This is a genomic window from Lysobacter sp. TAF61 (genome assembly GCF_052113485.1).
Lineage (GTDB): Bacteria > Pseudomonadota > Gammaproteobacteria > Xanthomonadales > Xanthomonadaceae > Lysobacter_J.
The window spans coordinates 376,033-401,544 of record NZ_JBFRDH010000003.1 but is presented as its reverse complement, the minus strand read 5'-3'; the positions used below and the strand labels follow the sequence as shown (position 1 = coordinate 401,544).

18 protein-coding genes are annotated in these 25,512 nt (G+C 67.2%); 12 read left to right on the top strand and 6 right to left on the bottom strand.

All coding sequences use genetic code 11. From position 1 onward, the window contains the following. Window positions 1-2: 2 nt before the first annotated feature. Together AB4Y64_RS09435 and AB4Y64_RS09430 are read right to left on the bottom strand one after the other, a co-directional pair. Entirely contained in the window at window positions 3-3,476 is a 3,474-nt protein-coding gene (locus AB4Y64_RS09435) for an efflux RND transporter permease subunit (RefSeq protein WP_441816185.1), read from the bottom strand. A 15-nt stretch (window positions 3,477-3,491) separates the two neighbouring features. Continuing rightward, on the bottom strand, window positions 3,492-4,628 hold the full coding sequence (locus tag AB4Y64_RS09430) for an efflux RND transporter periplasmic adaptor subunit (protein ID WP_441816184.1): 1,137 nt from the start codon (window positions 4,626-4,628) through the stop codon (window positions 3,492-3,494). Window positions 4,629-4,928: 300 nt separating this feature from the next. Here AB4Y64_RS09430 and AB4Y64_RS09425 point away from each other — a divergent pair, with 300 nt between their 5' ends. Then, entirely contained in the window at window positions 4,929-5,312 is a 384-nt protein-coding gene (locus AB4Y64_RS09425) for a c-type cytochrome (RefSeq protein ID WP_441816338.1), read from the top strand. Between the two features lie 11 nt (window positions 5,313-5,323). Continuing rightward, a complete protein-coding gene (locus AB4Y64_RS09420) occupies window positions 5,324-5,758 on the top strand; it encodes a c-type cytochrome (protein ID WP_441816183.1) in 435 nt (144 codons plus the stop codon). 147 nt (window positions 5,759-5,905) lie between these two features. Here AB4Y64_RS09420 and AB4Y64_RS09415 read toward each other — a convergent pair whose 3' ends face one another. Beyond that, window positions 5,906-7,717, bottom strand: a complete 1,812-nt coding sequence (locus AB4Y64_RS09415) for a hypothetical protein (protein ID WP_441816182.1) — start codon at window positions 7,715-7,717, stop codon at window positions 5,906-5,908. Window positions 7,718-7,736: 19 nt separating this feature from the next. Then, window positions 7,737-8,333 carry an NfuA family Fe-S biogenesis protein gene (locus AB4Y64_RS09410; RefSeq protein ID WP_441816181.1) on the bottom strand — a complete coding sequence of 199 codons (597 nt, stop codon included), beginning with the start codon at window positions 8,331-8,333 and terminating at the stop codon, window positions 7,737-7,739. A gap of 110 nt (window positions 8,334-8,443) precedes the next feature. Here AB4Y64_RS09410 and AB4Y64_RS09405 point away from each other — a divergent pair, with 110 nt between their 5' ends. Further along, window positions 8,444-8,785: a 4a-hydroxytetrahydrobiopterin dehydratase gene (locus AB4Y64_RS09405; RefSeq protein ID WP_441816180.1), complete on the top strand. Its 342-nt coding sequence runs from the start codon at window positions 8,444-8,446 to the stop codon at window positions 8,783-8,785. Between the two features lie 49 nt (window positions 8,786-8,834). Further along, window positions 8,835-9,290, top strand: coding sequence for an energy transducer TonB (locus AB4Y64_RS09400; protein WP_441816179.1), 456 nt, complete (start codon window positions 8,835-8,837; stop codon window positions 9,288-9,290). 9 nt (window positions 9,291-9,299) lie between these two features. Here the strand turns inward: AB4Y64_RS09400 and AB4Y64_RS09395 are convergent, their stop codons facing one another. Further along, complete coding sequence (locus AB4Y64_RS09395) at window positions 9,300-10,295, bottom strand: RluA family pseudouridine synthase (protein ID WP_441816178.1); 996 nt, start codon at window positions 10,293-10,295, stop codon at window positions 9,300-9,302. A gap of 440 nt (window positions 10,296-10,735) precedes the next feature. Between AB4Y64_RS09395 and AB4Y64_RS09390 the strand changes: the two genes are divergently transcribed. Continuing rightward, the gene (locus AB4Y64_RS09390) at window positions 10,736-13,948 is read left to right on the top strand and encodes an Rne/Rng family ribonuclease (protein WP_441816337.1); all 3,213 of its coding nucleotides are present in this window, start codon (window positions 10,736-10,738) and stop codon (window positions 13,946-13,948) included. A gap of 69 nt (window positions 13,949-14,017) precedes the next feature. On the opposite strand, the gene AB4Y64_RS09385 is transcribed toward AB4Y64_RS09390, so the two are convergent. Continuing rightward, window positions 14,018-14,665, bottom strand: coding sequence for a response regulator (locus AB4Y64_RS09385; protein ID WP_441816177.1), 648 nt, complete (start codon window positions 14,663-14,665; stop codon window positions 14,018-14,020). Here AB4Y64_RS09385 and AB4Y64_RS09380 point away from each other — a divergent pair. The 7 genes from AB4Y64_RS09380 to AB4Y64_RS09350 all read left to right on the top strand — a co-directional run bounded on the left by AB4Y64_RS09380 (window position 14,613) and on the right by AB4Y64_RS09350 (window position 25,453). Next, entirely contained in the window at window positions 14,613-15,731 is a 1,119-nt protein-coding gene (locus AB4Y64_RS09380; protein ID WP_441816176.1) for a M28 family metallopeptidase, read from the top strand. The genes AB4Y64_RS09385 and AB4Y64_RS09380 overlap by 53 nt on opposite strands. Window positions 15,732-15,789: 58 nt before the next feature. Then, window positions 15,790-16,599 carry an isocitrate lyase/PEP mutase family protein gene (locus tag AB4Y64_RS09375; RefSeq protein WP_441816175.1) on the top strand — a complete coding sequence of 270 codons (810 nt, stop codon included), beginning with the start codon at window positions 15,790-15,792 and terminating at the stop codon, window positions 16,597-16,599. Window positions 16,600-16,915: 316 nt separating this feature from the next. Further along, window positions 16,916-18,790 (top strand): DUF1302 domain-containing protein, encoded by a 1,875-nt coding sequence (locus tag AB4Y64_RS09370; RefSeq protein WP_441816174.1) that lies wholly within the window; start codon window positions 16,916-16,918, stop codon window positions 18,788-18,790. Between the two features lie 31 nt (window positions 18,791-18,821). Further along, on the top strand, window positions 18,822-20,180 hold the full coding sequence (locus tag AB4Y64_RS09365; RefSeq protein ID WP_441816173.1) for a DUF1329 domain-containing protein: 1,359 nt from the start codon (window positions 18,822-18,824) through the stop codon (window positions 20,178-20,180). A gap of 83 nt (window positions 20,181-20,263) precedes the next feature. After that, a complete protein-coding gene (locus tag AB4Y64_RS09360; RefSeq protein WP_441816172.1) occupies window positions 20,264-21,376 on the top strand; it encodes a WD40/YVTN/BNR-like repeat-containing protein in 1,113 nt (370 codons plus the stop codon). A gap of 26 nt (window positions 21,377-21,402) precedes the next feature. Further along, window positions 21,403-23,811 (top strand): efflux RND transporter permease subunit, encoded by a 2,409-nt coding sequence (locus AB4Y64_RS09355; protein ID WP_441816171.1) that lies wholly within the window; start codon window positions 21,403-21,405, stop codon window positions 23,809-23,811. Window position 23,812: 1 nt separating this feature from the next. Then, window positions 23,813-25,453 (top strand): 3-(methylthio)propionyl-CoA ligase, encoded by a 1,641-nt coding sequence (locus AB4Y64_RS09350; RefSeq protein ID WP_441816170.1) that lies wholly within the window; start codon window positions 23,813-23,815, stop codon window positions 25,451-25,453. The last annotated feature ends 59 nt before the right edge of the window (window positions 25,454-25,512 follow it).

The following is a 25,512-nucleotide window of genomic DNA, read 5'->3' as shown; positions in this document are numbered from 1 at the left end:
GCTCAGACCGGCTCGACCTGGCCGTCGTCATCCGACGACTCGACCTTGCCATGGGCGCGGCGTGCACGCGCGACGTAGTAGTCGTCGGCGCGGCGGTCCAGCAGGTCATAGACCACCGGGATCACGACCAGCGTCAGCAGCGTGGACACCAGCAGGCCGCCGATCACCGTGATGGCCATCGGCGAACGCACTTCCGCGCCCTCGCCCAGTGCCAGCGCCAGCGGCAAGAAGCCGAACAGCGTGCACATCGTGGTCATGATGATCGGGCGCAGTCGCGAACGGGCACCCTCGATCAGGGCCTCGCGCTTGGCCACGCCTTGCTCGCGCAGCTGGTTGACCTTGTCGACCAGGATGATCGCGTTCTTGACCACCAGGCCCACCAGCAGGATCAGGCCGATGAACACCACCACCGACACCGGCGAATTGGTCAGCAGCAGCGCCAGCACCGCACCGACCAGGGCCAGCGGGATGGTGAACAGGATCACGAACGGATGCAGCAGCGACTCGAACTGCGAAGCCATCACCAGGTACACGAGGAAGATCGCCAGGCCGAACGCAAACAGCAGCGAACGCACCGACTCGGCCAGTTCCTCGCCCTGTCCGCCGATGTGCATGCCGACGCCGGCGCCAAGCGGCTGCTTGACGACCATGCCCTGCACTTCGCGTACGGCTGTGCCCAGGTCGATGTCGCGCAGGTTGGCCGAGACGATCGCCACGCGCACCTGGTCGGCGCGGTGGATCTCGCTCGGGCCCGTGGTCGAGACCACGTCGGCGACGGCGTCCAGGGTCACCGGACGGTTGCTGCCCGGATTGACGATCAGGTGACGGATGTTGTCGACAGACGCGCGATCGGTTTCACGGGCACGCACCAGCACGTCGATCTTGCGGTCGCGGAAGCTGTAGCGCGTGGCGACGTCGCCGCGCACCTTCTTCACCACGACGTCGGCGATCTGGCGGGTGGTCAGGCCGAGCGCACCGGCGCGGTCCTGGTCGAAGCGGATCTGGATCTCCGGGAAACCTTCCTCGACCGTCGACTTGACGTCGGCGTAATGCGGGTTGGCGCGCAGCATTGCCGCCATGCGCTGGCCGGCGACCTGGATGCTCTCCAGGTCCTGCCCGCGCAGTTCGATTTCCAGCGGCGTGGAGAAGCTGAAGAGCTCCGGCCGGCTGAAGTCGATCTGCGCGCCCGGGTGCGACTGCATGGTCGTGCGCAGGCGCTCGGTTTCACGCGCCTCCACGTCCTTGCTGCCGCCATCGGCCATGACCACGGTCAGCTTGCCGATGTTCTCGCCGCTTTCGGTCGGATTGGCGTCCAGCCGCGTGCCGCTACCGCTGACGCCGTAGAGCGTGCGGATGCCGTCGTCCTTGGCGTGCTTTTCCTGCAGCTCGCGCACCAGGGTATCGGTCTCGCGCAGCGGCGTGCCCGGCGGCAGCTTCACGGTCATCTCGAAACGGTCCTGCGCCAGCTGCGGGATCAGGTCCGCGCCCAGCATCGGAATCGCCAGCAGCGTCAGCGCGAACACCGCCGCGGCCGAGCCGAGCACCAGCCACGGCTTGCGCAGGGCGTTGGGCAGCAGCTTGAGGTAACCACTCTCGGCACGGCCATACGGCGCCATTGCAATATCGCTGGCCTTGCGCATCACCGGGCCGACGATCGCGACCAGGCCACGCCAGGCTCGCACGATCAGCCAGACGATACCGAACGATGCACCGCGGGCACCGGCACCGATACCGTGTTCGACGGCGGCGAGCGGCTTCTGCAGCTTCGAGGTCGGCTGCCAGCGCGGATGCGGCGGCTCTTCCGGGAAGGCCATCGGCGGCTGGCCCTTGAGCGCGCTCAGCATCGGGATCAGCGTCATCGACACGACCAGCGAGATGGCGATCGCCAGCGCAACGGTCAACGCCTGGTCGCGGAACAGCTGGCCGGCGATGCCCTGCACGAACACCAGCGGCAGGAACACGGCAATGGTGGTCAGCGTCGATGCAACCACCGCCATGCTCACCTCGCGGGTGCCGGCAATGGCGGCATCGAGGACACTGAGCCCTCGTTCGCGCGCCTTGGCGATGCTTTCGAGCACGACGATCGAGTCGTCCACGACCAGGCCGGTGGCCAATGCCAGGCCGCCGAGCGACATCACGTTCAGGCTCAGGCCCATCTGGTCCATGAAGAAGAACGTGGCGATGATCGACACCGGCAACGACAGGCCGATCACGAACGTGCTCCAGCCATCTCGCAGGAACAGGAAGATGATCAGCACGGCGAGCATGCCGCCGATCACCGCATCCATCTTCACGTCGCTGATGGCGTGGCGGATGAAGAGCGACTGGTCGTCGATCGTGGTCAGTTCCACGTCCGGCGGAATCTGCTCCTTGATCTCGTCCAGGCGCTTGGTGATCGCGTCGGCGGTGGCGACGGTGTTGGCGTCGCCTTCCTTGTAGATCGCCAGTTCTACCGCTTCCTTGCCGCCCAGGCGGATGATCGCCTCGCGCTCCTTGTAGCCCTGGCGGACATCGGCGATGTCCTTCAGGCGCACGGGCATGCCGCCGGCGACGACGCCGCCACCGGCAGAATTGGCGCTCTGCACCGACGCGGCTGCGGCCATCGCTTCGGCCGATCCGGTCTGCGCCGCGATCGCGGCCATCTGCGCTGCCGCATTGGCGGCCGCGTTGTCGCCACCACTGCGGGTGGTGACCAGCATTTCGCGGATCTCCGGCACGCTGGCGAACTGGTTCACGGTGCGCACCAGGTAACGCTGCGAGCCTTCTTCCAGGCGACCGCCGGAGATGTTGATGTTCTCCTGCTGCAGGCGCTGGATGACGTTGTCGATGGGCAGGTTCAACTGCGCCAGCTTCTGCTGGTCGATGTCGACCTGGATCTCGTCCTCGAGGCCGCCGCCGACCTTGACCGCGGCAACGCCGTCGACGGGCTCGAGCTTCTTCTTCAGGTCGTCGTCGGCGTAACGGCGCAGCCCGGTGAGCTGGCGCATGGCCTCGGTGTCGCTGGTTGCAGCGGTCTTGGACGACAGCGCGATGCGAAGGATCGGTTCGGTCGACGGATTGAAGCGCAGCAGCACCGGGGCCTTGGCCTCGAGCGGCAATTGCAGCACTTCCATCTTGTCGCGCACTTCAAGGCTGGCCTGGTCCATGTCGGTGCCCCAGGCGAACTCGAGCACGACATCGCTCTGGCTGGTGCGCGACACCGACTTGAGCTTGCGCAGGCCCTTGACCACGCCGACGGCCTCTTCGACCGGCTCGCTGATCAGGGTTTCGATCTCCGACGGCGCAGCACCGGTGTACTCGGTGCGCACCGTCAGGGTCGGGTAGCTCAGGTCCGGCAGCAGATTGACCTTGAGGTCGTTCAGCGCAATGAAGCCGAACATCACAAATGTCAGCGTCACCATCATCACCGTGACCCGGCGACGCGTGGAGAACTCGACCAGATTGAAGCCGGATGATTCGTTCGCAGGTTGCGTCACGTTCGCTCTCCGCGATTACTGCTTCTTGGCTTCGGTTTTGGCGGCGGCCACCTTCTTCGCCGGCTGGCCCAGCACCTGCACGACAGTGCCGTCACGCAGCGCGGTCTTGCCGGCTACGACGACCTGGTCGCCGACCTTCACGCCGGTGCGGATCTCCGCCCAGGAACCGTCCATGTAGCCCAGCTTGACCGGCACGCGCTTGGTCTTGTCGCCGGTGACCACGAACACCGCCGGGTCGCCGTCGTCCTCGAGCAGGGCCACGCGCGGCACCACCAGGGCATCGGCGCGCTGGTCGTAATCGATCTTGATGCGGCCAAACATGCCCGGCTGCAGCACGCCGCCGCCGGCAAATGCACAGACCACACGGAACGTGCCGCTGCCCGAATCCACCACCGGAGCGACGCGGTCGACGGTACCGGTAAAGGTCTTGCCCGGCAGCGCATCGACCTGCATCTGCACCGGCAGGCCTGCCTTCAGCGTGGCCAGCTCGCGCTCGGGCACGTTGAGGGTGGCTTCCAGGCGCGAGGTGTCGACGATGCGGAAGATCGGCGTGTTGATCTGGACGAAGTTGCCGGTCTTGATCGAGCGCGAGGCGATCACGCCGGAAATCGGCGCTTCCACGTTCGCGTACGACAGCTCCAGGGTGGCCATGCGGTTGGCGGCGCGGGCCTCTTCCAGGTCGAAACGCAGCTGGTCATTGTCGTTGGCGCTGAGCAGCTTCTGCTCGGCCATCTGCTTGCCGCGGGAATAGTTGGCCTCGAGCTTGCGCATGCGCGCGTCGGTCTGCGCCGCCTGCTGCTGCGAACGAGCGGCGTCGAGGCGGACCAGGGTCTGGCCGGCACGGACCTGCTGGCCTTCCTCGACCATCACGTTCAGGGCCACGCCCGAGGTCTTGGCCACCACCTGCGACTCGGCCACCGGTTCCAGGGCGGCGGTGCCGGTGTAGCTGGCCGCGACCGGGCGCCGGGAGGCCTTGGCCACCTCGACCGGGACGGCTTCGGGCCCCTTTTCGCCGTCCTTGGCCTGCGCCTCGCCAGCGCCGCCGCCCTTGCAGGAGGCCAGCAGCAGGACGCTCGACAGGGCCAGGCAAGGCAGCAGGACACGAGCGGCGCGGTCAAAACCACGGCTGCGATTTCGGGAGAGATGACGCATGAATTGAACCCCAAGGTGGCTGATTACCGGACCGTATGCCGGTGTTGTAGATAGGTATATCACCTGCCCCGTTCACCAACATCCGCCGAAGGTCATGGTGACTGGAGCCATGTCGCGACCCCGGACGCAAGCAATGATCCGGAAGGCCGCAACAACCATCGATGCAAAATGGCACCGCTTCGTTGCATCGATATCGCAGGCTATACTTGCGCACTTATGCGCGGCCCTCCCGACGGACGGCCACGCGCAGCCAGCTTCAGAACCTTTCGCTAGCCATTCGAGATTGCGGACTACGACATGATGCGACCGCTGATGATCGCCGCCTGCTTCTTCCTGACCACCGCTGCGTCCGTCGCATCGGCCCAGGAAGCCCAGGCCCCCGCCGCTGCCCCGGCCGCAGCCACCGCAACGACGGCCGCTCCGGCCGTACTGAAGGGTGATGCCGCCTCGGGTCACCAGCTGACCTACACCTGCCAGGGATGCCATGGCATTACCGGCTACAAGAACGCCTACCCGAACTTCCACGTGCCCAGGATCGGCGGGCAGTCGGCGGAGTACCTGGTCAACGCGTTGAACGAATACAAGAAGGGCGCACGCAAGCACCCGACGATGCAGGCCCAGGCGCAGAGCTTCTCCGACCAGGACATCGCCGACATCGCCGCCTTCCTTTCGTCCTTGAAGTGAGTGAGCAGACCATGACGAACAAGATCCTCGCCATCGCCCTGCTTGCCTCGCTCGGCCTCGTCGGCTGCTCCAGCTCCGACACCCCGGCCGAGCATTCCTCCGCCGACCGCGGCGAAGGCCACAGCTCCTCGTCCGCCGGCCTGCCGGCCGGGCACATTGCCGCTGGCGAGCAACTGGCTGGCAGCAAGGGCAAGGCCACCGGCCAGTCCTGCTTCGATTGCCACGGCGCCGAAGGCAATGCCCCGATCGACGGCACCTACCCCAAGCTCGCCGGCCAGTACTACGACTACATCGCCCATGCCCTGCAGGCCTACCGCAGCGGCGACCGCGAGCACGCGCTGATGTCGAGCCAGGCCAAGGACCTGACCGACCAGCAGATCGCCGACCTGGCCGCCTACTTCGGCTCCCGCCAGAGCAACCTGCGCGATCTGCATAACGCGCATTGATTGCTTGCTGGGATTGAATGAAAAAGCCCGCTTCGGCGGGCTTTTTTGTGGGGTATTGGTTGTGGCGGCTGGCCCTTCGACTTCGCTGCGCTACGCTCAGGGCGAACGGTGCCAATTGGGGAGCCGGGAGCGGCGAGCGGCTTGCGCCTAGCCGCCGGACGGCCTCACCGAGCCGTTGTCTTCCTGCAATGCCGGCTTGAACGGAATGGGCGGCGGTGGCCGTGCTTCGGCCGGCTGGTCGTTGAGGTTCGGGTCGCTCAGGCCGCAGCCGCCGCCCAGGCTCAGCATCGAGATCACGCACTCGATGCTCTTGCCCGTGCCGGGAATCGGAATGGCGACCTTGCGCACGCCCCTGCGCACCCATTCGGCGAGCAGCGACTCGTTGGGGACCCAGTACTTGTCGAAGCTGGTCGGCTCGAAGTCGTTGGGTTTGCGACGCAGCCACGTGCCGGCGCGATCGAGGTCCTTGATCTCCTCGGTGATCGTGCCCGGCGGCTGGCCGGGTGAAGCCGACCCCGGCGGTTCGGCGATCCGCACGCTGCCATCGCTGTTGTAGATCCCGGGCTGCTCGCCGCGCTGGCCGCCGGGGCGGTTGCGGGTCGACTCGCCCCAGTCGTCGCCACGTGTCGGGGTCGACCAGGTTCCCGCGGCGGGTGCGGGTTTCGGGCCAGCGCCCGCGCCGGCGACCGGCTGGGTGCCGCTGCCCGCAGGTGTGGAAGGGCGCGTCTGGCTGGTTCCAGGTGCCGAACTGGCTGCCGCCGGCGCCGTGCCGGATCCGCCAGACGTGGCGGAAGTGGCGGGCCGGGTCGCGGCAGGCGCTGTCGCCGCGCTGGCGGCCGCCGGCGCGGCCGCCGCAGGTGCAGGCGAAGGCGTCGCAGGCGTGGGCGTGGGCGGCGACGGAATTTCGGCCGTACGGATCGCCGGCGTGCTGGAGCGCACCTCCGGCACCGGCAATGGCGGTGCCGGCAAGGCGCGCACCGGCATGTTGGGCAGCTCGAGCGGCGCCGGCACCTCGCGGACGGTGATCTCGCGCTCGCGCTGCTCGATCGCCGGCGCGGCGATGTCGCGCGGCTTGATGTCCGGGCGGATCGGTTGCACGGGCTCGGCCACTTCGGCGGTGCGCACGGTTGGCGTCTCGGCGCTGATCTGCGGCGCCGCCAGGTTCGGCTCCGGCGGCCGGCGCCGGGTCGGCGGCAACACGAACACGCTCGGCGCGCTCGGCGTGGGCTCACTGACGGCCACGGGCTGCTCGACCGCCGGTTGCGGCGGCGGCAGCTTCGGCTCCGGCACGTCGCGCTGGGCGACATCGGGTATGGGTGCATCCAACGCCGGTGTCGGCGTCGCCACCGCGGGCGGATTCAATTGTGCCGTTGGCGCAGCCGACTCAGCCGGCGCTTGCGGCTGCTGCTGTGCCGGCGCGGCAGCGGCTTGCTGCTGCGGCTGTTGCGGGGCCTGCTGCGGCTGTTCGCCAGGTTCGCCGGGGCCGCCACCGGGTTCCTTCGGCGTGCCCTTGCCGACGTACTCGATCATGACGACTTCCTCACCTTGCGGTTGAGGCGCGTTGACGGCGAGGAAACGCAGATACATCAGATACAGCAGCATCGCGCTGAAGAACACGTGCCATAGCACGGTGAAAGCGGTGGCGAACCAGTGCACGCGCCGGTCCACGCGGTCCTGCTTCACGTCACCGTGCCAGCCCTGTCGCCACAACGTGGCGAAGGACTGCCAGCGGGTCAGGTCGCCGATGCGCCTGGGCGGCGGAACGGCCAGCGGCCGGGTGAGGAAGACCTCGACGATGGCCGCCGCCGTGGCGCCCTGCACCGCGCCGGCACGCTCGCGCATGCTCTCGAACCAGGCCTGCCAGCCCGCGGGAAACTCACCAGGCGGTCGCCGCAGGTGCGGCGATACCAGCTGCAGCCGTCGCTGCAGCGCGTGGATCAGGTCGGCGGCGGAGAACATCTACGTCGCCGCGCCCTGCTCAGGCCGCCGAATCGCGGGGGATGTAAGGCGCGTCGCCGGTCTCGTGATCGGTGGCGTCACGCACCGCGGTAACACCCGGCACTTTCGTCATCAGTGTCTTCTCGATGCCCTGCTTCAAGGTCACGTCGGCCATGCCGCAGCCGTGGCAGCCGCCGCCGAAGCGCAGCACCACCACGCCCTGGGCGGTGACTTCCTGCACCGCGACATTGCCGCGGTGGGAGGCCAGCTGGGGATTGATCTCGTGTTCGACGATCCAGTGCACGCGCTCGACCAGCGAGGCCGACTCGGCCGGCTCCTCGCCCTTGATCTTGGGTGCGCGGATCTGCAACTGGCCGCCGGTGGCCTGGGTTTCGTAGTCGATCTGGGCGCCATCGAGGAACTTCACGCTGGCCGCATCGAGCCAGACCGTGAAGCCTTCGCAGTCGACCGCCCACTCGTCGCCCTGCAGGTCGCCCGGTTCGGCGAACTCCAGGCGAACGTCCGCGCGCGGCGTGCCGGCGTGGACGGCCGACAAACGCACGCCCAGGCCCGGCAGGGCCTCGCGCTCGATCAGCTTGAGGAAGTGGCGCTGGGCGGATTCGGAAATGTTGATCATGGGGGCTATTCTACCGGGGTCCGCGCAACACGATGGCGCACCCTCTTGGAATGACCGCCGACGATGGCATCCGTTCAGTCGGCGGGCCCAGCGTAAAGGAATCCTTGCCGATGAACGACCTCGTCCCCCTCGCCCATGCCCACTGCCTCGCCCGCCGTGGCAGCGAACACCGGCTCAGCGAAGCGCGCGTCCGCGAACTGCTGCCGGAGGTTCCGGGCTGGGAGCTGGTCGAAGACGGCCATGCGCTCACCAGGACCTACCCGTTCGGCAACTACTACGAAACGATGGCCTTCGTGAACGCCCTGGCCTTCATGGCCCATCGCGAGGACCACCATCCCGACCTGGGCGTGCACTACAACCGCTGCGTCGTGCGCTATTCGACCCACGATGTCGGCGGCCTGAGCGAGAACGACTTCATCTGCGCGGCCAAGGCCGACGTCCTGGCCGGCTGATCGCGACCCGTCCACTCCCCATCATTCGAGGCCGTCGGCAATGGACAAGATGAGCATGCTCCCTCGCTACCCGTCCGCGGTACTGACCGCAGCGGTACTGACCGCTGCTGCCCTGCCCTTGCTGCTCGGCGCCTGCAACAAGGCGCCGGACGCACCGGCGCCGGCAGCGATTGCACCGACGGAGTTGCTGGCGGTCAACACGCCGCCGCCCGACTATCCCGAAGAACTCCTGTGCGACAACGTCGGTGGCAAGGTGGTGTTGCTGCTGACCGTCGGGCCGGACGGCAAGGCCGCTTCGGCCGAGGTGTTCCGCAGCAGCGGCCTGGCGCCGCTGGACAAGGCCGCGCAGGAAGGCGTGCGCAGCTGGACCTTCAAACCCGCCACCCGCGGCGGTGTCGCGCAGACGACGAAGCTGCAGGTACCGGTGAACTTCCACCCGCCCGCAGTGCGGCCGCAGTCGTGCTTCGTGCTCGACGAGCAACGCCGCCGGGGCGGCGGCAAGTAAGGCCTGCCCTCAGGCCAGGCGGTCCAGCACGTCGATGAGTTCTGGCGCCAGCGGCGCATTGAGCAGGTAGGGCGTCTTGCCGTTGTCGAGCGAGAACTCCAGCGTCGAGGCGTGCAGGAACATCCGCTTCAGCCCGACCTGATCGCGCAGGCGCTTGTTGACCTCGGCATCGCCGTACTTGTCGTCGCCGGCGATGGCGTGACCGATATGCTGGGCATGGACGCGGATCTGGTGGGTGCGGCCGGTTTCGATCCGCACCTCGCAATAGGATTGCCCGCCGCGGCGCTCCAGCACCTTGAAGTGACTCAATGACGCCTTGCCGGCCGGATTGACCTGGACATGGCGCTCGCCGCCCTGGCGCAGGCCGACATGCAACGGCGCATCCACCGTCATCACGCCGTCGGGCATGCGCCCGGTCAGCAGCGCCAGGTAGCGCTTGCGGATGCCGATGCCGTCGTAATCGCGGTCCTCGCGCATCAGCGCCTGCAGTTCGGTCAGGGCCGAGCGCTTCTTGGCCACGACCAGCAGACCCGAGGTGTCCCGGTCCAGGCGATGGACGAGCTCCAGGCTCTGGTTCGGGCGCAGGGCGCGCAGGGATTCGATGGCGCCGTGGCTGATGCCGCTGCCGCCATGGCTGGCCAAGCCCGAGGGCTTGTTGAGGGCCAGCAGGCGGGCGTCCTCGAAGACGATCGCCGCTTCCAGGGCATCGAGCAGCCCCTTCGGAGGCGTCGGCCTGTCGCCCTCTTCGCTGAGACGAACCGGTGGAATCCGGACCTCGTCGCCTGCCTCGAGCTTGCGCTCGGCCTTGGCGCGGCCGCCGTTGACCCGGACCTGGCCGGACCGGACCAGCTTGTAAACCAGCGATCTCGGGGCGCCCTTGAGCTGTCCGAGCAGGAAATTATCCAGGCGTTGCCCTGCCCGATCGTCCGGGACGCGGACGGTACGAACCTGGCTGACGTCCTGGCGAGGCGCCGGGCCGGGGTTGGAGGAAGCTGAATGGGTCATCCGGGGAGGGTTATCTGATACACTCGCGACGCGAGATAAGGTTTTGATTTCGCGCAGGAACTTGCACTAAAAGGCCGAAAGCCCCTGTCCTGCGATTCCGGTCCGCGTCTAACCACTGCCCCCGGGGTAGCCATGTTAGCAGCGATGGTCCGGCGGAACCGGTTCCCGCCCGGTGGGTCAAACCACCTGTGATGAACACGTCCCGTGCGGCGTTCGCGCCGCCGGCCCTAGCTGTCAGGAAAAGTAACAAGCGCTCCCGCGGCGTGCCGTGGTGTCGTAGCGCTGGAAAACTAGAAGCCGCCGCGCCCGGGTCATGCCCTGGCAGAGGCAGGCTTGCGGTATCCAGAGGCGAAACGCCCACGGCGTTCCGCGGCTGCAGGACGCATGCGTCCTGCGCCGACCACGCGCAGGAGCGCGCGAGGAACGCAACAATGAAGCGAATGCTGATCAATGCGACGCAGGCAGAAGAACTGCGCGTCGCCACCGTCGATGGCCAGACGCTGTATGACATCGATATCGAACAACCGGCGAAAGAACAGAAGAAGTCCAATATCTACAAGGGCCGCATCACCCGGCTCGAACCCTCCCTCGAAGCGGCCTTCGTCGAATACGGCGGCGAGCGTCACGGCTTTCTGCCGCTGAAGGAGATTTCCCGCGATTACTTCCAGGCTGGCGTCGACCACAACAAGGCCGGCCTGCGCGAACTGCTGCGCGAAGGCCAGGAAGTCGTGGTCCAGGTCGACAAGGAAGAGCGTGGCAACAAGGGCGCTGCCCTGACCACGTTCATCTCGCTGGCCGGCCGCTACATGGTGCTGATGCCCAACTCGCCCACCGCCGGCGGCGTCTCGCGCCGGATCGAGGGTGACGACCGCGCCGCGCTCAAGCAGGCCATGGACAGCCTCGAGATCCCCGACGACATGGGCGTCATCATCCGCACCGCCGGCGTCGGCCGCGATGCCGAAGAGCTGCAGTGGGACCTCGATTACCTGTTGCAGGTCTGGAAGGCCATTGCCGAGGCCGCGCTGACCAAGCCGGCTCCGTTCCTGCTGTACCAGGAATCGCGCCTGATCATCCGTGCCCTGCGCGACTACATGCGCCCGGACATCGGCGAGATCCTGGTCGACACGCCGGAGATGTATTCCGAGGCGCGCGACTTCGTCGAGCAGGTGATGCCGCACAACCTGCGCAAGCTCAAGCACTACACCGACGACACCCCGCTGTTCAACCGCTTCCAGATCGAATCGCAGATCGAGAACGCGTACGAACGCGAAGTGCGCCTGCCGTCCGGCGGCGCGCTGGTGATCGACCAGACCGAGGCCCTGACCGCGGTCGACGTCAACTCGGCCCGCGCCACCAAGGGCGGCGACATCGAAGAGACCGCGTTCAACACCAACCTGGAAGCGGCTGAGGAAGTTGCCCGCCAGATGCGCCTGCGCGACCTCGGCGGCCTGGTGGTGATCGACTTCATCGACATGTCGTCGAACAAGCACCAGCGCGACGTCGAGAACCGTCTCGCCCACGCCCTCAAGCAGGACCGTGCGCGCGTGCAGATCGGCCGCATTTCGCGCTTCGGCCTGCTCGAGCTGAGCCGCCAGCGCCTGCGTCCGTCGCTGGGCGAATCCAGCCAGATCGTCTGCCCGCGTTGCGAAGGCCACGGCCGCATGCGCAGCGTCGAGTCGCTGTCGCTGTCGATCCTGCGCCTGGCCGAAGAGCACGCGATGAAGGAGAACACCGGCCAGGTGCTGGTGCAGGCTCCGACCGAAATCGCCAACTACCTGCTCAACGAGAAGCGCCGCGCCCTGAGCGAGATCGAGAAGCGCCATGACGCGCCGATCCTGATCGTCGCCGATGAGCAGCTGCACACCCCGCACTACGAAGTCACGCGCATCCGCGAGAACGAGCTGGGCGAGGAATCGAGCAAGCCCAGCTACCAGCGTGGCACGCCGCGCAAGCTGCCCACGCACGCGCTGACCAAGGCCCACCTCAACATCCCGCCGACCCCGGCGGTGACCAACGTCAAGCCGGCCCAGCCGGCACCGCTGCGCGAGCCGCGTGAGCAGGCGATCGAGCAGGCCCCTGCGCCGGCGCCGGTCGTGGCGACGCCGACCCACTCGGTGGGCGTGGTCGAACGCATCCTGCGCTTCTTCCGCGGCACCCAGCCGGTTGCGGCACAGACGGCCCCGGCAGCACGTCCGCAGGACGGACGTGGTCGCAACGAGCGCAACGATCGCAACGCGCAGCGCCGCGATGGTCGCAACGGCAAGGCCGGTGGCCGCGACGGTCGCCGTGACGAGCAGCCGCGTCGCGACGAGGCACGCCGCGATGAGCCGCGCCGTGACGAACAGCGCCGCGAAAAGCAGCAGGCCCAGGGCGGTCAGCCCAACCAGGCCAAGCAGTCGCAGCAGGCCAAGCAGCAACAGCCGCAGCAGCCCAAGCAGCCGCAACAGCCCAGGCAGCCCAAGCCGCAGTCCGACGAGCGCCAGCAGGCGCAGGCCCAGCAGCAGGCACAGGGCGAAACCGCTCCGCGTCCGCCGCGTGAGCCCAGGCAGCCGGTAGCCAAGCCCGACGCAGCGCCGGTGGCAGACGCCGCCATCCTCACCGCAGCAGCACCGGTGGCCGTTGCCGCCGTGGTCGCAGGCGAAGCGGCCGAAGCTTCACAGGTCGAAATGGCCGAAAGCGTGACCAACCCGGGCGAGAACGCCGCCACCGCAGAAGCTGCGGGTGAAGGCAGCGGTCGTCGTCGTCGCGGTCGTCGTGGCGGTCGTCGCCGTCGTCGTGGTGGCGCCGGTGAAGGTGCTGCAGGCGGTGATGAAACCGGTCTGCAGGATGACCATCTGCTCGATGACGAAGACGAGGCCGGCAGCGAGCATGCTCCGACGCCGGCAGTGGCCGCGAACCGTTCGCAGCCCGAGTTCGACTTCGACGACGAGAGCGATGGCGCCATGCCGTCGGCCAAGCCCGCGCCCGCGGCTCCGGCAGCGGTCGCCGTTGCGGCAGTCGCCGCCGCGGCACCGGTCATCGCGGTTGCAGCCGCCGCCGAGGAAGTGGTGAAGGTCGAGCCGGTTGCTGCGCCTGTCGCGGTTGCCGAGCCCGTCGCGGTTGCAGAGCCTGTTGCCCCGGCTGCCGAAATCGCAGCGGCCGCGCCGCAGCACGAGGAAGTCGCCGTGACTCCGGTGGCCGTCGTCGAGCCGCAGGCTGTCGTGGCCGAAACGGTGCAGGAACCGGTGGCCGTCGAGCCGCCGGCCGTGGTCGAGGCGCCCGTCGTCGAGAAGCAGCCTGACGTGCGGCCTGAAGCGCAGCAGGAAGCGCCCACCGCCGAAGACGATGCGCAGCAGGATGTATCGAAGTCGGAACGCATCGACGAAGTGCTGATCACCGATTCGCGTCCGGTCGCTCCGGTTGCGCCGGTGGCCGACATCCCGCGCACGGCCGGTCTGTTTGACGCGCTGCCGCAGGAAGGCATCGCGCCGGTCGAAGCGGAGCCGGTGGCAGCTGCCGCCGATGCCGCAGTTGCCGGCGCCGATGCCAACGAGCAGGCCGTGGCCGAGCAGACCACTCCCGCACAGGAAGCTGCCGAGTCCACGCACGATGTCATCGCCCACGAGGCAGACAAGCGCGACGCGCAGCCCAGGCACGAGGAAGGCCACGCCTGACAGGCAGCCTTCCGTCGATCCAACGCGATGAAAGAACTGGCCGCCATTGGCGGCCAGTTTCTTTTTCGGCTACAGCGCCTTGACCGGATCGACCAGGCCGTAGCGACTGGCCATGCGTGCCAGCGCGATGCTGTCGTTGATATCGAGCTTCTCGAACAGGCGCGCCTTGTGCGTGTTGACCGTCTTCGCGCTCAGGCTCAGTCGCTTGGCGATGTCGTCCTGGCGCAACCCCTGCACCAGCAGCAGCGCCACTTCCAGTTCGCGTGGCGACAGTTCGTCAAAGGGCGACGAGTCGCCGGTGATCCCGGACAACGCCAGGTTCTGGGCAATGCTGCTGGCGAGGTAACGCTTGCCGCGCGACACGTCACGCACCGCGCGCACCAGTTCGCTGGCGTCGCCACCCTTGCCCACGTAGCCCGACGCACCGGCTTCGAGCAGGCGCTTGGGCATGGGGCCGTCCTCGAGAACGGACACGATGATCACGCGCGTGCCGTGATCGCCTCGCACCACACGCTCGGTGACCTCCAGGCCACTCAGGCCCGGCAGGTGCAGATCGCACAGGACCACGTCGGGTTTCAGTTTGCGGATCATCGGCAAGGCGATCTCGCCGCTCTCCACATCCCCCACCACATCCATGTCGGTCTCGACCGACAGGATCATGCGCATGCCCGTCCTGACCAGCGCATGGTCGTCCACGATGAAAACTCGGATCGTCATCCTTTTCTCCCGGCAGTTCTCGCAGGGGCCCGAGGCTACGCGCCACCTGAGGGGGGCGCAACCCGGTCAGGACCAATGGACCATTGCACTTGCAGCGCGCTTGGGCACACTGCGGGTTTTCCCGACAAGGATTCGACCAATGCGTCTAGTCACCACTGCTATTGCCGCGCTCCTCGTTGCCGCATGCGCGCCGACAACCGAGGCCACGCGTCCGAATGCCGATGCCAACGCGGCAGTTGCCGCCAGCTCGCAGGCAGCACAGTGGCTGGGCGACGTTCGTGCGATTTCCGACGCCGGCGAGAATGCGCAGCGCCGTGCAGTGATCGCGCAGCGCATGGACGCGATGGGCATCACCTGGCACAAGGCGACATTCCAAGACGGCAAGCGACAGGGCGAGAACCTGATCGCCGATGTCGGCGGCCCCGAAGGCGCGCCGCTGCTGCTGATCGGCGCGCATTCCGACCGCGTCGAAAAGGGCAAGGGCGCCACCGACAACGCCTCCGGCAGCGGAACGGTGCTTGCCCTCGCACGACGCCTGCAAGCCCAGCCGCTGCAACATCACCGGGTGGCAATCGCATTCTGGGACCTCGAGGAAGCCGGGCTGCTGGGCTCCAAGGCGTTCGTCACCGACGGCAAGACCAGGCCCGCCCTCTACGTGAACTTCGACGTCTTCGGTTGGGGCGACACGCTGTGGATGATGGCGCCCGCGCAGGGCCAGTCCGCACTGGTCGACAGCAGCCGCGCCGCGACCAGGGCCGTGGGCATCGGATTCTCGCCCGGCGAACAGTACCCGCCCACCGACCACCTGCCCTTCATCCGCGCCGGTTGGCCGGCCGTCTCGTATTCGCTGGTTGGCGCCGACGAGGTCAAGCTCGTGCTGGAGGCTTACGCCGGCAAGAAGCCTTCCGCTCCAGCCAAGGTAATGACGGTCATCCACAGCGACGCCGACACCATCGACCAGGTGGATGCAGCCGCTGCCATTCGTGGCGTCGACGCCGTCGAACAGGCACTGCGCAGTTGGGATGCCTCCTCCGCGCCGGCGAAGACGTCCGGAAGCGGCCAGTAAGCCAGCGTCGCCCGTGCAACGCTTCGCCTCTCCCCCCAATGACTTCGTGAGAAACGCCATGTCGAGCAGCACTCCGCAAGCAACCCGGTTCCGCCAGCTGCATGCACAGGGCCTGCTCTTGCTGGCCAATGCCTGGGATGCCGGAAGCGCGCGCCTGATCGAGAGCCTGGGCGCGAAAGCCATCGCCACCACCAGCGCCGGCGTCGCCTGGGCGCATGGCTATGCAGACGGCGACCAGTTGCCCATCGGGCAGCTGGTCGCGTCTGCGGCGTCGATAGCGCGCGTGATCGCAGTACCGCTGAGTGTCGACGTTGAAGGCGGCTATTGCGATGATCCGGCAACGGTCGCCGACAACGTCGTGCGACTGGCGGAGATTGGCGCGGTGGGCATCAATCTCGAGGACGGTGCCGGCACGCCGGAGCTGCTCTGCGCAAAGATCGAGCGCATCAAGCGCGAGTGCGCGCAGCGCGGCCTGGAGGTCTTCATCAATGCCCGCACCGACGTCTACCTGCGTGGCCTTGCGCCCGCAGGCCAGCGGGTTGCCCCCACCCTTGCCCGCGCCGCGCTGTACCGCGCCGCCGGCGCCGATGGCCTGTTCGTACCCGGGCTCACCGAAGCGGCGGAGATCGAAGCCATCGCATCGCAGGCGGGACTTCCCCTGAACGTGATGCTTCGCCCCAACCTGCCCGACACGGCCACGCTGGAAACGCTCGGCGTGCGCCGACTGAGCGCCGGCTCCAACCTGTCGGAAGAGGCCTTTGCGCATACGCGCGCCGGCGCGCGGGCGTTCCTCCAGAGCGGTCGTGCCACCGCGTCGGACGACGCCATGGGCTATGGCGCGATCAACGCACTGTTCGCGGAAGGCTGACCCGGGGGCCTCCACAGCAGCTCGATCCAGCCCAGTCCGGGCGCAATCGCGGACATGAACCGGGACCGGGCCTTCCTCCCAAGCTGGCCTTTGCCTTTGCCGCAGAACGCGTGTCACGTGAATGTGACATCGCCGCTGTTCATGAAAACGGTCCGAAGGCCTTGTCATGAAATGACAAGTCGCTGACGCCGTTTGTAAAAATCTGCCCCCCTCCGCCTCCCTATAGTCGGACGCTCCATTCGGTTGCCGCCGCGAAAGAACGGTCGGCCCGGAGGACTTTCGAACACAACCACGGGGGCGGGGTGCAGTGAAGTCATTGAACACGAACAAGGCAGTATCGAAGGCGCCCAGGCGCCTGCTCAGCGCCATGATCACGGCGGCGCTTGCGGCCACCGGCACGGCCGGCGCCGTGGAGATCAACACCGGCAATCCGGACGTCGTCCTGCGTTGGGACAACACCATCCGCTTCAACCTGGCCAACCGTGTCGAGAACCAGGACGCGGCGATCCTCAACAGCCCGAACTACGACGACGGCGACCGCAATTTCGATACCGGCCTGGTGTCGGAGCGCCTGGACCTGCTGAGCGAGTTCGACTTCATCTACCAGGACCGGCTCGGCTTCCGCGTCAGCGCCGCCGGCTGGTACGACCTGGCGTATGAAAACCTCGACAACAACCACCTCGTCTCGTCCAACCACATGCGTGACGGCCGCGCGGCCATCGGCCTGAGCGACGAAACCGACCGCTACTTCCACGGGCCGTCGGGCGAGATTCTCGACGCCTTCGTTTTCGGCAAGTTCGACGTCGGCTCGATGCCGGTCAACGTCAAGCTCGGCCGCCACACGGTGTTCTGGGGCGAGGCCATGCTCAATCCGGTGCACAGCCTGAGCTACGGCCAGTCGGCGCTCGACCTGGGCAAGCTGTTCTCGGTGCCGGGCACCGAGGCCAAGGAACTGTTCCTGCCGCGCGAAGCCCTGTCGTTCCAGGCGCAGCCGACGCCGGAACTCTCCTTCGCCGGCCAGTACTTCTTCGACTGGGAACAGGCACGCATCCCCGAGGCGGGTGCGTTCCTGGGCTTCAACGACCACCTGTTGCGCGGCGGCGAGTCGTTCATCTTCGGACCGGCGGCGGTGAGCGCGGCCAACCCCTTGGGCGTGAACCGCCTGGTGCGCGGCGAAGACAGCGACCCGGACAAGCACGGCGACTGGGGCCTGTCGGCGCGCTGGAGCCCGCAGTGGCTCGACGGCACGCTGGGGGCCTACTACCGCGTCACCGCCGACATCCTGCCGCAGGGCAACGCAACCCCGGCGGTACGACCGGCCACGCCTCCGGGCCTGTGCCGCGCGCTGGGCGCCACGCCGCTGGGCCCGCCGACCTCGACCACCTGCTACATCAATCCTTCCGCAGCCACCGTGCCGGAGGTCGTCGGCGGCACCATCGGTCGCTATGCCGCCGCTTACGCAGACGACATCAAGATCTACGGCCTGAGCCTGTCGAAGAACCTGTGGGGTGTCAGCGTTGGCGCGGACCTGAACTACCGCGAGAACATGCCGCTGCTCAGCGATACCGTCAGCGTGCTGCCGGCGTCGTTTGCACCGTTTGCGTCGGCCCTGCCGGCGGGCAGCCTGTTTGCTCCGCCTGCGCAAGGCGACAGCGGCGGTGCGCGCGGCAACACCTGGCACGGGGTCCTCAACGGCTTTGCGAGCTTCGCCGAGTCGCCGGTATGGGATTCGGCAAACCTGATCGTTGAGCTGGTCTGGAACCACTGGAGCGAGGTCACGCAAAACGCCGCCGTCTTCAAGGGCCGCAGCAACTACACCGTGATCGGTTCCGACGGCACGCCGGTCACGCCGGAAGACAAGGTCACCAAGGACTTCTACGGCCTGGCGGTCAACTTCACGCCGACCAAGTACCAGATGTTCCCGGGCGCCGACCTGTCGCTTCCGATCACCTGGTCGCAGGGCCTCAGCGGCAACTCCGCCGTCCTGCTGGGTGGCAACGAGGGCGCCGGCAGCTACTCGGTCGGCGTGGCCGTCGACCTGCACTCCAAGTATCGCTTCGACCTCAAGTACGTCGACTTCCTTGGCGATGCCACCACCAATCCCGCCAACGCCATCACCTCGTATGGCGGCGCGAACTCGCTGCTGACGGATCGCGGCTTCGTGGTCTTCACCTTCAAGACCACCCTTTGACAGCACCTCAGACATCCGCAGGGAACACACCATGAATTTCACGAAGACAGTCCTGGCCGGCGCACTGCTGGCCACCCTCGGCTCCGCGCAGGCGGCCGTCAGCGCGGACGAGGCGAAGCTGCTTGGCACTCGCCTCACCCGCGTCGGCGCGGAAACCGGCGCCAACGCCGACGGCACGATCCCGGCCTATACCGGTGGCCTGACCACGGCACCGGCCGGCTTCAAGCCGGGCAGCTCGATCCGCCCTGATCCGTTCGCCAGCGAAAAGCCGCGCGTGACCATCACCGCCAAGAACATGGCGCAGTACGACGACCAGCTGACCGTTGGCGCCAAGGCACTGCTGAAGAAGTACCCGAAGTACCGCATCGATGTGTACCCGACCCATCGCACTGTCGCGCTGCCTGACCGCGTGCTCGACAACACCGCTGCAAACGCGACCCGCGCCAGCACCAAGGACGGCGGCCTGGGCATCTCCGGCGCGATCGGCGGCTATCCGTTCCCGATTCCCAAGAGCGGCTTTGAAGCGATGTGGAACCACCTGCTGCGCTACGTCGGCGTGGCCAGCAACTTCAAGTACGACAACTGGAACGTGGACTCGTCCGGCACGCCGGCGCTGGCGACCAGCGGCAAGCTCGTCGTCGAGTATCCCTACTACGACCCGGCGGCGACCAAGCCGGCCGAGGAAACCGACGTCTACTTCCGCACCAAGATCGCCTACACCGCGCCGGCGCGCCGCGCCGGCGAAGCGCTGATGGCAGTGGACGTGGTCAATCCGTTCAAGCGCCCGCGCCGCGCCTGGCTGTACCTGCCAGGCCAGCGTCGCGTGAAGCTCGCACCGGACATCTCGTACGACACGCCCAACCCGGGTACCGCCGGCTCGGCCACCTATGACGATGCATGGATCTTCAACGGCTCCATGGACCGTTACGACTTCAAGCTCGTCGGCAAGAAGGAGATGCTGGTTCCGTACAACACCTACCGGCTGACCTACCACAACAAGGCCGCCGAAGTGACGACGCCGCAGTTCGTCAATCCCGACCTGGTGCGATGGGAGCTGCACCGCGTCTGGGTCGTGGAAGCGACGCTGAAGCCGGGCAAGCGCCACATCTACGCCAAGCGCACGTTCTATCTCGATGAGGACAGCTGGACCGCGCTGGCCGCCGACCAGTACGACGCCAACGGTCGCCTGTACCGTGCATCGTTCGCGCACATGTCGCCCAGCTACGACGCCAAGACGCCCAACGCCGAAACGCAGGTGTTCTACGACCTGACCTCGGGCGTCTACAACATCAGCTTCCTGATGGGCCCGTACGACGGCATCCACTACACCCAGCCGCTGCCGGTGAACCAGTGGTCGCCCGATGCGCTGGCCGGTGCCGGCATCCGCTGAACCCTGACGGACAGTCCACCGGCGGCGCACGCGTCGCCGGTGGACCGGTCTCCAGGTTGCTCCTGTCGCAGAACGAAACCAAGATGAATCACCACCACCTTCGCCCACGCCTCGCGGTCCTGTCCGGACTGGCGATGCTGTTCGTCGCGGCCGTCGCAATGACGGCGCCCGGCACGACCTTCACCGACGTCCTCGACCAGCCCGCCGCTGCCAGTCCATTGGCATCCCAGCGCGTGCTGCAGGCCACTGCCGTTGCCGGCAAGCGCCTGGTTGCCGCCGGCGCGCGCGGCCACATCGTCTACTCCGACGATCAGGGAAAGTCGTGGCAGCAGGCAAAGGTGCCGGTCAGCACCGACCTGACCGCGCTGCAGTTCGCCAACGCGCGCGAAGGCTGGGCCGTCGGCCACGACGGCATCGTCCTGCACAGCCGCGATGGCGGCAGTTCCTGGGAGGTCCAGCTCGACGGACGCCGCGCCAATGCGCTCGTGCTCGCACATGTCCAGGGCCTGCCCGCCAATACCGATACCGATACCGATCCGGCCGCGCTGGAGGCGCTGAAAGCCGAAGCCGAACGCGCCGCCGCCGAGGGCCCGAGCCGGCCGTTTCTGGATGTCTGGTTCGCCAACGAGAACGAAGGTTTCGTCGTTGGCGCCTACAACCTGATCTTCCACACCGGCGATGGCGGCAAGACCTGGCAACCCTGGGTCGAGCGCACGCAGAACGACCGCTTCTACCATCTGTATGGCATCCGCGGCGGCAGTGACGGCCGTGGCGGCAACAGCGTGTACATCGTGGGCGAGCTTGGCCTCGCGCTGCGCCTGGATCCGGCGACCGGCCGCTTCAGCAAGCTGCAGACACCGTACGAAGGAAGTTATTTCGGCGTGCTGACCCGGCCCGGCCTGGTCCTTGCTTACGGCCTTCGCGGCACGGCCTATCGCTCCGTCGACGACGGCCAGAACTGGGAGCCTGTCGTCACCGGCACCACCGCTTCGATCACGGCCGGCCAGGTCATGCCGGACGGCCGCCTGCTGCTGTGTTCGATGTCGGGTGAGGTGCTGCTGAGCGACGACGACGGCGCCCACTTCCGGCCCCTTCCCTTGAAGGCAGCCATGCCCTGCACCGGCATTGCCCTGTCCGGTGACTCCCTGGTCCTGAGCGGTCTTCGCGGCATGCGCGTCGCACGCCCCGCACTGTAATTCGATCTGTTCGTGAGGATCTGCGTTTGAACAAGCTAGACACCCCGCTCGAGGCGATGCCGGTCGTGCGGTCGATCGAGGATTTCGATCACCGCTCGGGCCACTTCTTCGAGCGCGCCATCTTCAATCACCGGCTGCTGATCGTCATCGCCTGCGCGCTGCTGACGTCGCTGCTCGGTTTCCAGGCAACGAAGCTGGCGGTCAATGCCGGCTTCGAGAAGATGATTCCGCACGGCCACGCCTACATCAAGAATTACCTGGAGAGCCGCGGCAGCCTGCGCGGACTGGGCAATTCCGTGCGCGTCGTAGTCGAGAATCCGCACGGCGACATCTTCGACCCGGGCTACCTGGAGGTCCTCAAGCAGGTCAACGACGAGCTGTTCCTGATGCCGGATGTCGACCGCGCCTGGATGAAGTCGATCTGGACACCGGCGGTGCGCTGGAGCGAGGTCAATGAGGAAGGCTTCGTCGGCGGCCCTGTGATGCCCGACAACTACGACGGCACGCCAGCGTCCGTGGACGCGCTGAAGCTCAACATCCGCCGCGCCAACATCGTCGGCAACCTGGTCGCCAACGATTTCCGCTCGAGCATGGTGTTCGTGCCGCTGCTCGAGCGCAATGCCGAGACCGGAGAACGCCTGGACTACCACGCCTTCTCGCAGAAGCTAGAGCAGCGCGTGCGCGCCAGGTTCGAAAGCAGCGGGCACGGCAAGGTCAAGATCCACGTGATCGGCTTTGCCAAACTCGCAGGCGACCTGATCGAAGGGTTGGTCAAGGTCGCCAGCTTCTTCCTCGCCGCGGCGCTGATCGCGGCGCTGATCATCTTCCTCTACACCCGCTGCGTGCGCAGCACGGTGCTCGTGGTCGCCTGCTCGGTGGTCGCGGTGATCTGGCAGTTGGGTCTGGTGCGCCTGCTCGGCTTCGACCTGGATCCGTTCTCCGTGCTCGTGCCGTTCCTGATCTTCGCCATCGGCGTCAGCCATGGCGCGCAGAAGATGAACGGCATCATGCAGGACATCGGCCGCGGCACCCATCGCCTGGTCGCTGCGCGCTACACGTTCCGCCGCCTGTTCCTGGCCGGCCTGACTGCGCTGCTGGCCGACGTGGTCGGCTTCGCGGTGCTGATGACCATCGACATCCCGGTGATCAAGGAGCTGGCACTGACCGCCAGCATCGGCGTCGGCGTGCTGGTGTTCACCAACCTGATCCTGCTGCCGGTGCTGCTGTCCTACTTCGGTGTCAGCCCGGCGGCGGCAAAGCGCAGCCTGCGCGAAGACGACGAGCAGGCACGCGGCCGCGGCATCGGCGCCTTCTGGAATGTCCTCGACCGCTTCACCGAGCGACGCTGGGCGCTGGCCGCGATCGCCTGCGCGGTGGTGCTGGCGGCCGGCGGCCTGTGGATCAGCCGCGGACTGCAGACCGGCGACCTGGATCCGGGCGCACCGGAGCTGCGCAAGGACTCGCGCTACAACCAGGACAACGCCTTCATCACCGCCAACTACGCGCTGTCGAGCGACCTGTTCGCGGTGATCGTGAAGACGCCCAAGGACGCCTGCCTGAACTACAAGACGCTCGTGCAGGCCGACCGCCTGGGCTGGGCCCTGCAACAGGACCCGTCGGTGCAGACGACGGTGTCGCTGGTCGACGCGGTTCGCAACATCACCGCCGGTTCGTTCGAGGGCAACCCGAAGTGGCTCACCCTCAACCGCAACCAGGACGTCATCAACTACTCCGGCCAGCAGGCCACGGTGCTCAATCCGGACCTGTTCAACACCGAGTGCTCGGTGCTGCCGGTGATCGCCTACCTCACCGACCACAAGGCCGACTCGCTCAAGCGCGTGGCCGCGATCGCCGAGGACTTCGCCGCGCGCCACAACGACCGTGACGTGACCTTCAAGCTGGCCGCAGGTTCGGCGGGCATCGAAGCGGCGACCAACGACGTCGTCAGCCGCGCCAGCCGCTCGATGCTGCTGTACGTCTATGGTGCGGTGGCGCTGCTGTGCTTCGTCGCCTTCCGCAGCTGGCGGGCGGTGATCGTCGCGGTGCTGCCGCTCATCCTCACCTCGATACTGTGCGAGGCGCTGATGGTCACGCTCGGGATCGGCGTCAAGGTCGCCACCCTGCCCGTCATCGCGCTGGGCGCCGGCATTGGCGTCGACTATGCGCTGTACCTGTTGAGCGTACAGCTCAACCAGCAACGCGCAGGCGTACCGCTGGCCGCCGCCTACCGGCATGCGGTGATGTTCACCGGCAAGGTCGTGGCGCTGGTCGGCATCACCCTGGCCGCGGGCGTGATCACCTGGGCGTTCTCGCCCATCAAATTCCAGGCCGACATGGGCATCCTGCTGACCTTCATGTTCCTGTGGAACATGATCGGCGCGCTGGTGCTCATCCCCGCGCTATCGCACTTCCTGCTGCGCAGGGTGGAGGTTTGACATGCTGGGTTTGATGCAGCAACACAAGCTGCTGGTCTCGTCGCTGATCGAACACGCGGCCGCCAGCCACCCCAATGCCGGGATCGTGTCGCGCACCGTCGAAGGTCCGATCCATCGCTGCACCTACGCCGACATCCACCGTCGCGCGAAGCAGGCGGCCCGGGCGCTGACCGCGCTGGGCGTGCAGCCCGGCGACCGTGTCGGCACGCTGGCATGGAACGGCTACCGCCACATGGAGCTGTACTTCGCCGTCTCCGGCATGGGCGCGGTCCTGCACACGGCCAATCCGCGCCTTTTTCCCGAGCAGCTCGAGTACATCATCAACCACGCCGACGACACGGTCCTGTGCTTTGACCTCAGCTTCGTGCCCCTGGTGGAGAAGCTGCTGCCGAAACTGCCCGGTGTCCGCCATTTCGTGGTGATGACCGACCGTGCGCACATGCCGGCCAGCTCCATCCCCGGCCTGCTGTGCTACGACGATCTGCTTGACGCGCAACCCGACGAGTTCGCCTGGCCGGACCTGGACGAGTGCGCCGCCGCCTCGTTGTGCTACACCTCGGGCACGACTGGCATGCCCAAGGGCGTGCTGTACTCGCACCGCTCCACGGTGCTGCATGCCTTCGGCGCCTGCACCGTCGACAGCCTCGCCGTTTCCCGCAGCGAGACCGCCCTGCTCGTGGTCCCGATGTTCCACGTCAATGCCTGGAGCATGCCCTACGCCGGCGCGATGAGCGGCGCCAAGCTGGTCCTTCCGGGCCCGGCGCTGGATGGCGCCAGCGTCTACGAACTGTTGCGCGACGAGAAAGTGACACTTGCTCTGGGCGTGCCAACCGTCTGGATGATGCTGCTGCAGCACGTCTCGACGAAGGGACTCAAGCCCACCAGCGAACTGGCCCTGCGCAGGGTCGTGATCGGTGGCGCGGCGGCACCGCGTGCAATGGCCGAGACGTTCGAACGCGACTTCGGTGCATTCGTGGTCCACGCCTGGGGCATGACGGAAACCTCACCGGTGGGCACCGTCTGCAACCTGCTGCCAGAGCACCGTGCGTTGCCGCTCGACCAGCGCCTGCACGTGCAGGCGAAACAGGGCCGCGCCGTGTTCGGCATCAGCCTGAAGCTGACCGCCGAGGACGGCACGCGGCTTGCGCACGATGGACAGTCGGCGGGCCACCTCAAGATTCGCGGCCCGTGGGTCGCCGGGGCCTACTACCGCGACGAAAGCGGCCCGGTGCTGGACGACGAGGGTTACTTCGACACCGGCGATGTGGCGACGATCGACGCCGACGGCTACATGCAGATCACCGACCGCGCGAAGGACGTGATCAAGTCCGGCGGCGAGTGGATCTCGTCGATCGCGCTGGAGAACGCGGCCATGGGGCACCTGACCATCGCCGAGGCCGCCGTCATTGGCATTGCCCACCCGAAGTGGCAGGAACGGCCGCTGATGCTGGTCGTGGTCAAGCCTGGGCAGACGATGGAGCGCGAAACAGTGTTGCGCTATCTCGAAGACCGCGTCGCCAAGTGGTGGCTGCCTGACGACGTGTTGTTCGTGCCGCAACTGCCGCACACCGCGACCGGCAAGCTGCACAAGGCGGCGTTGCGCGAGCAGTTCCGCGACTATCGCTTTCCCGAAGAGGCCTGAGTTTCCCGGTCGACGCAAACCGGCCCGGAATCCCGGGGCGGCGTGGCTCGGCGCGCTCA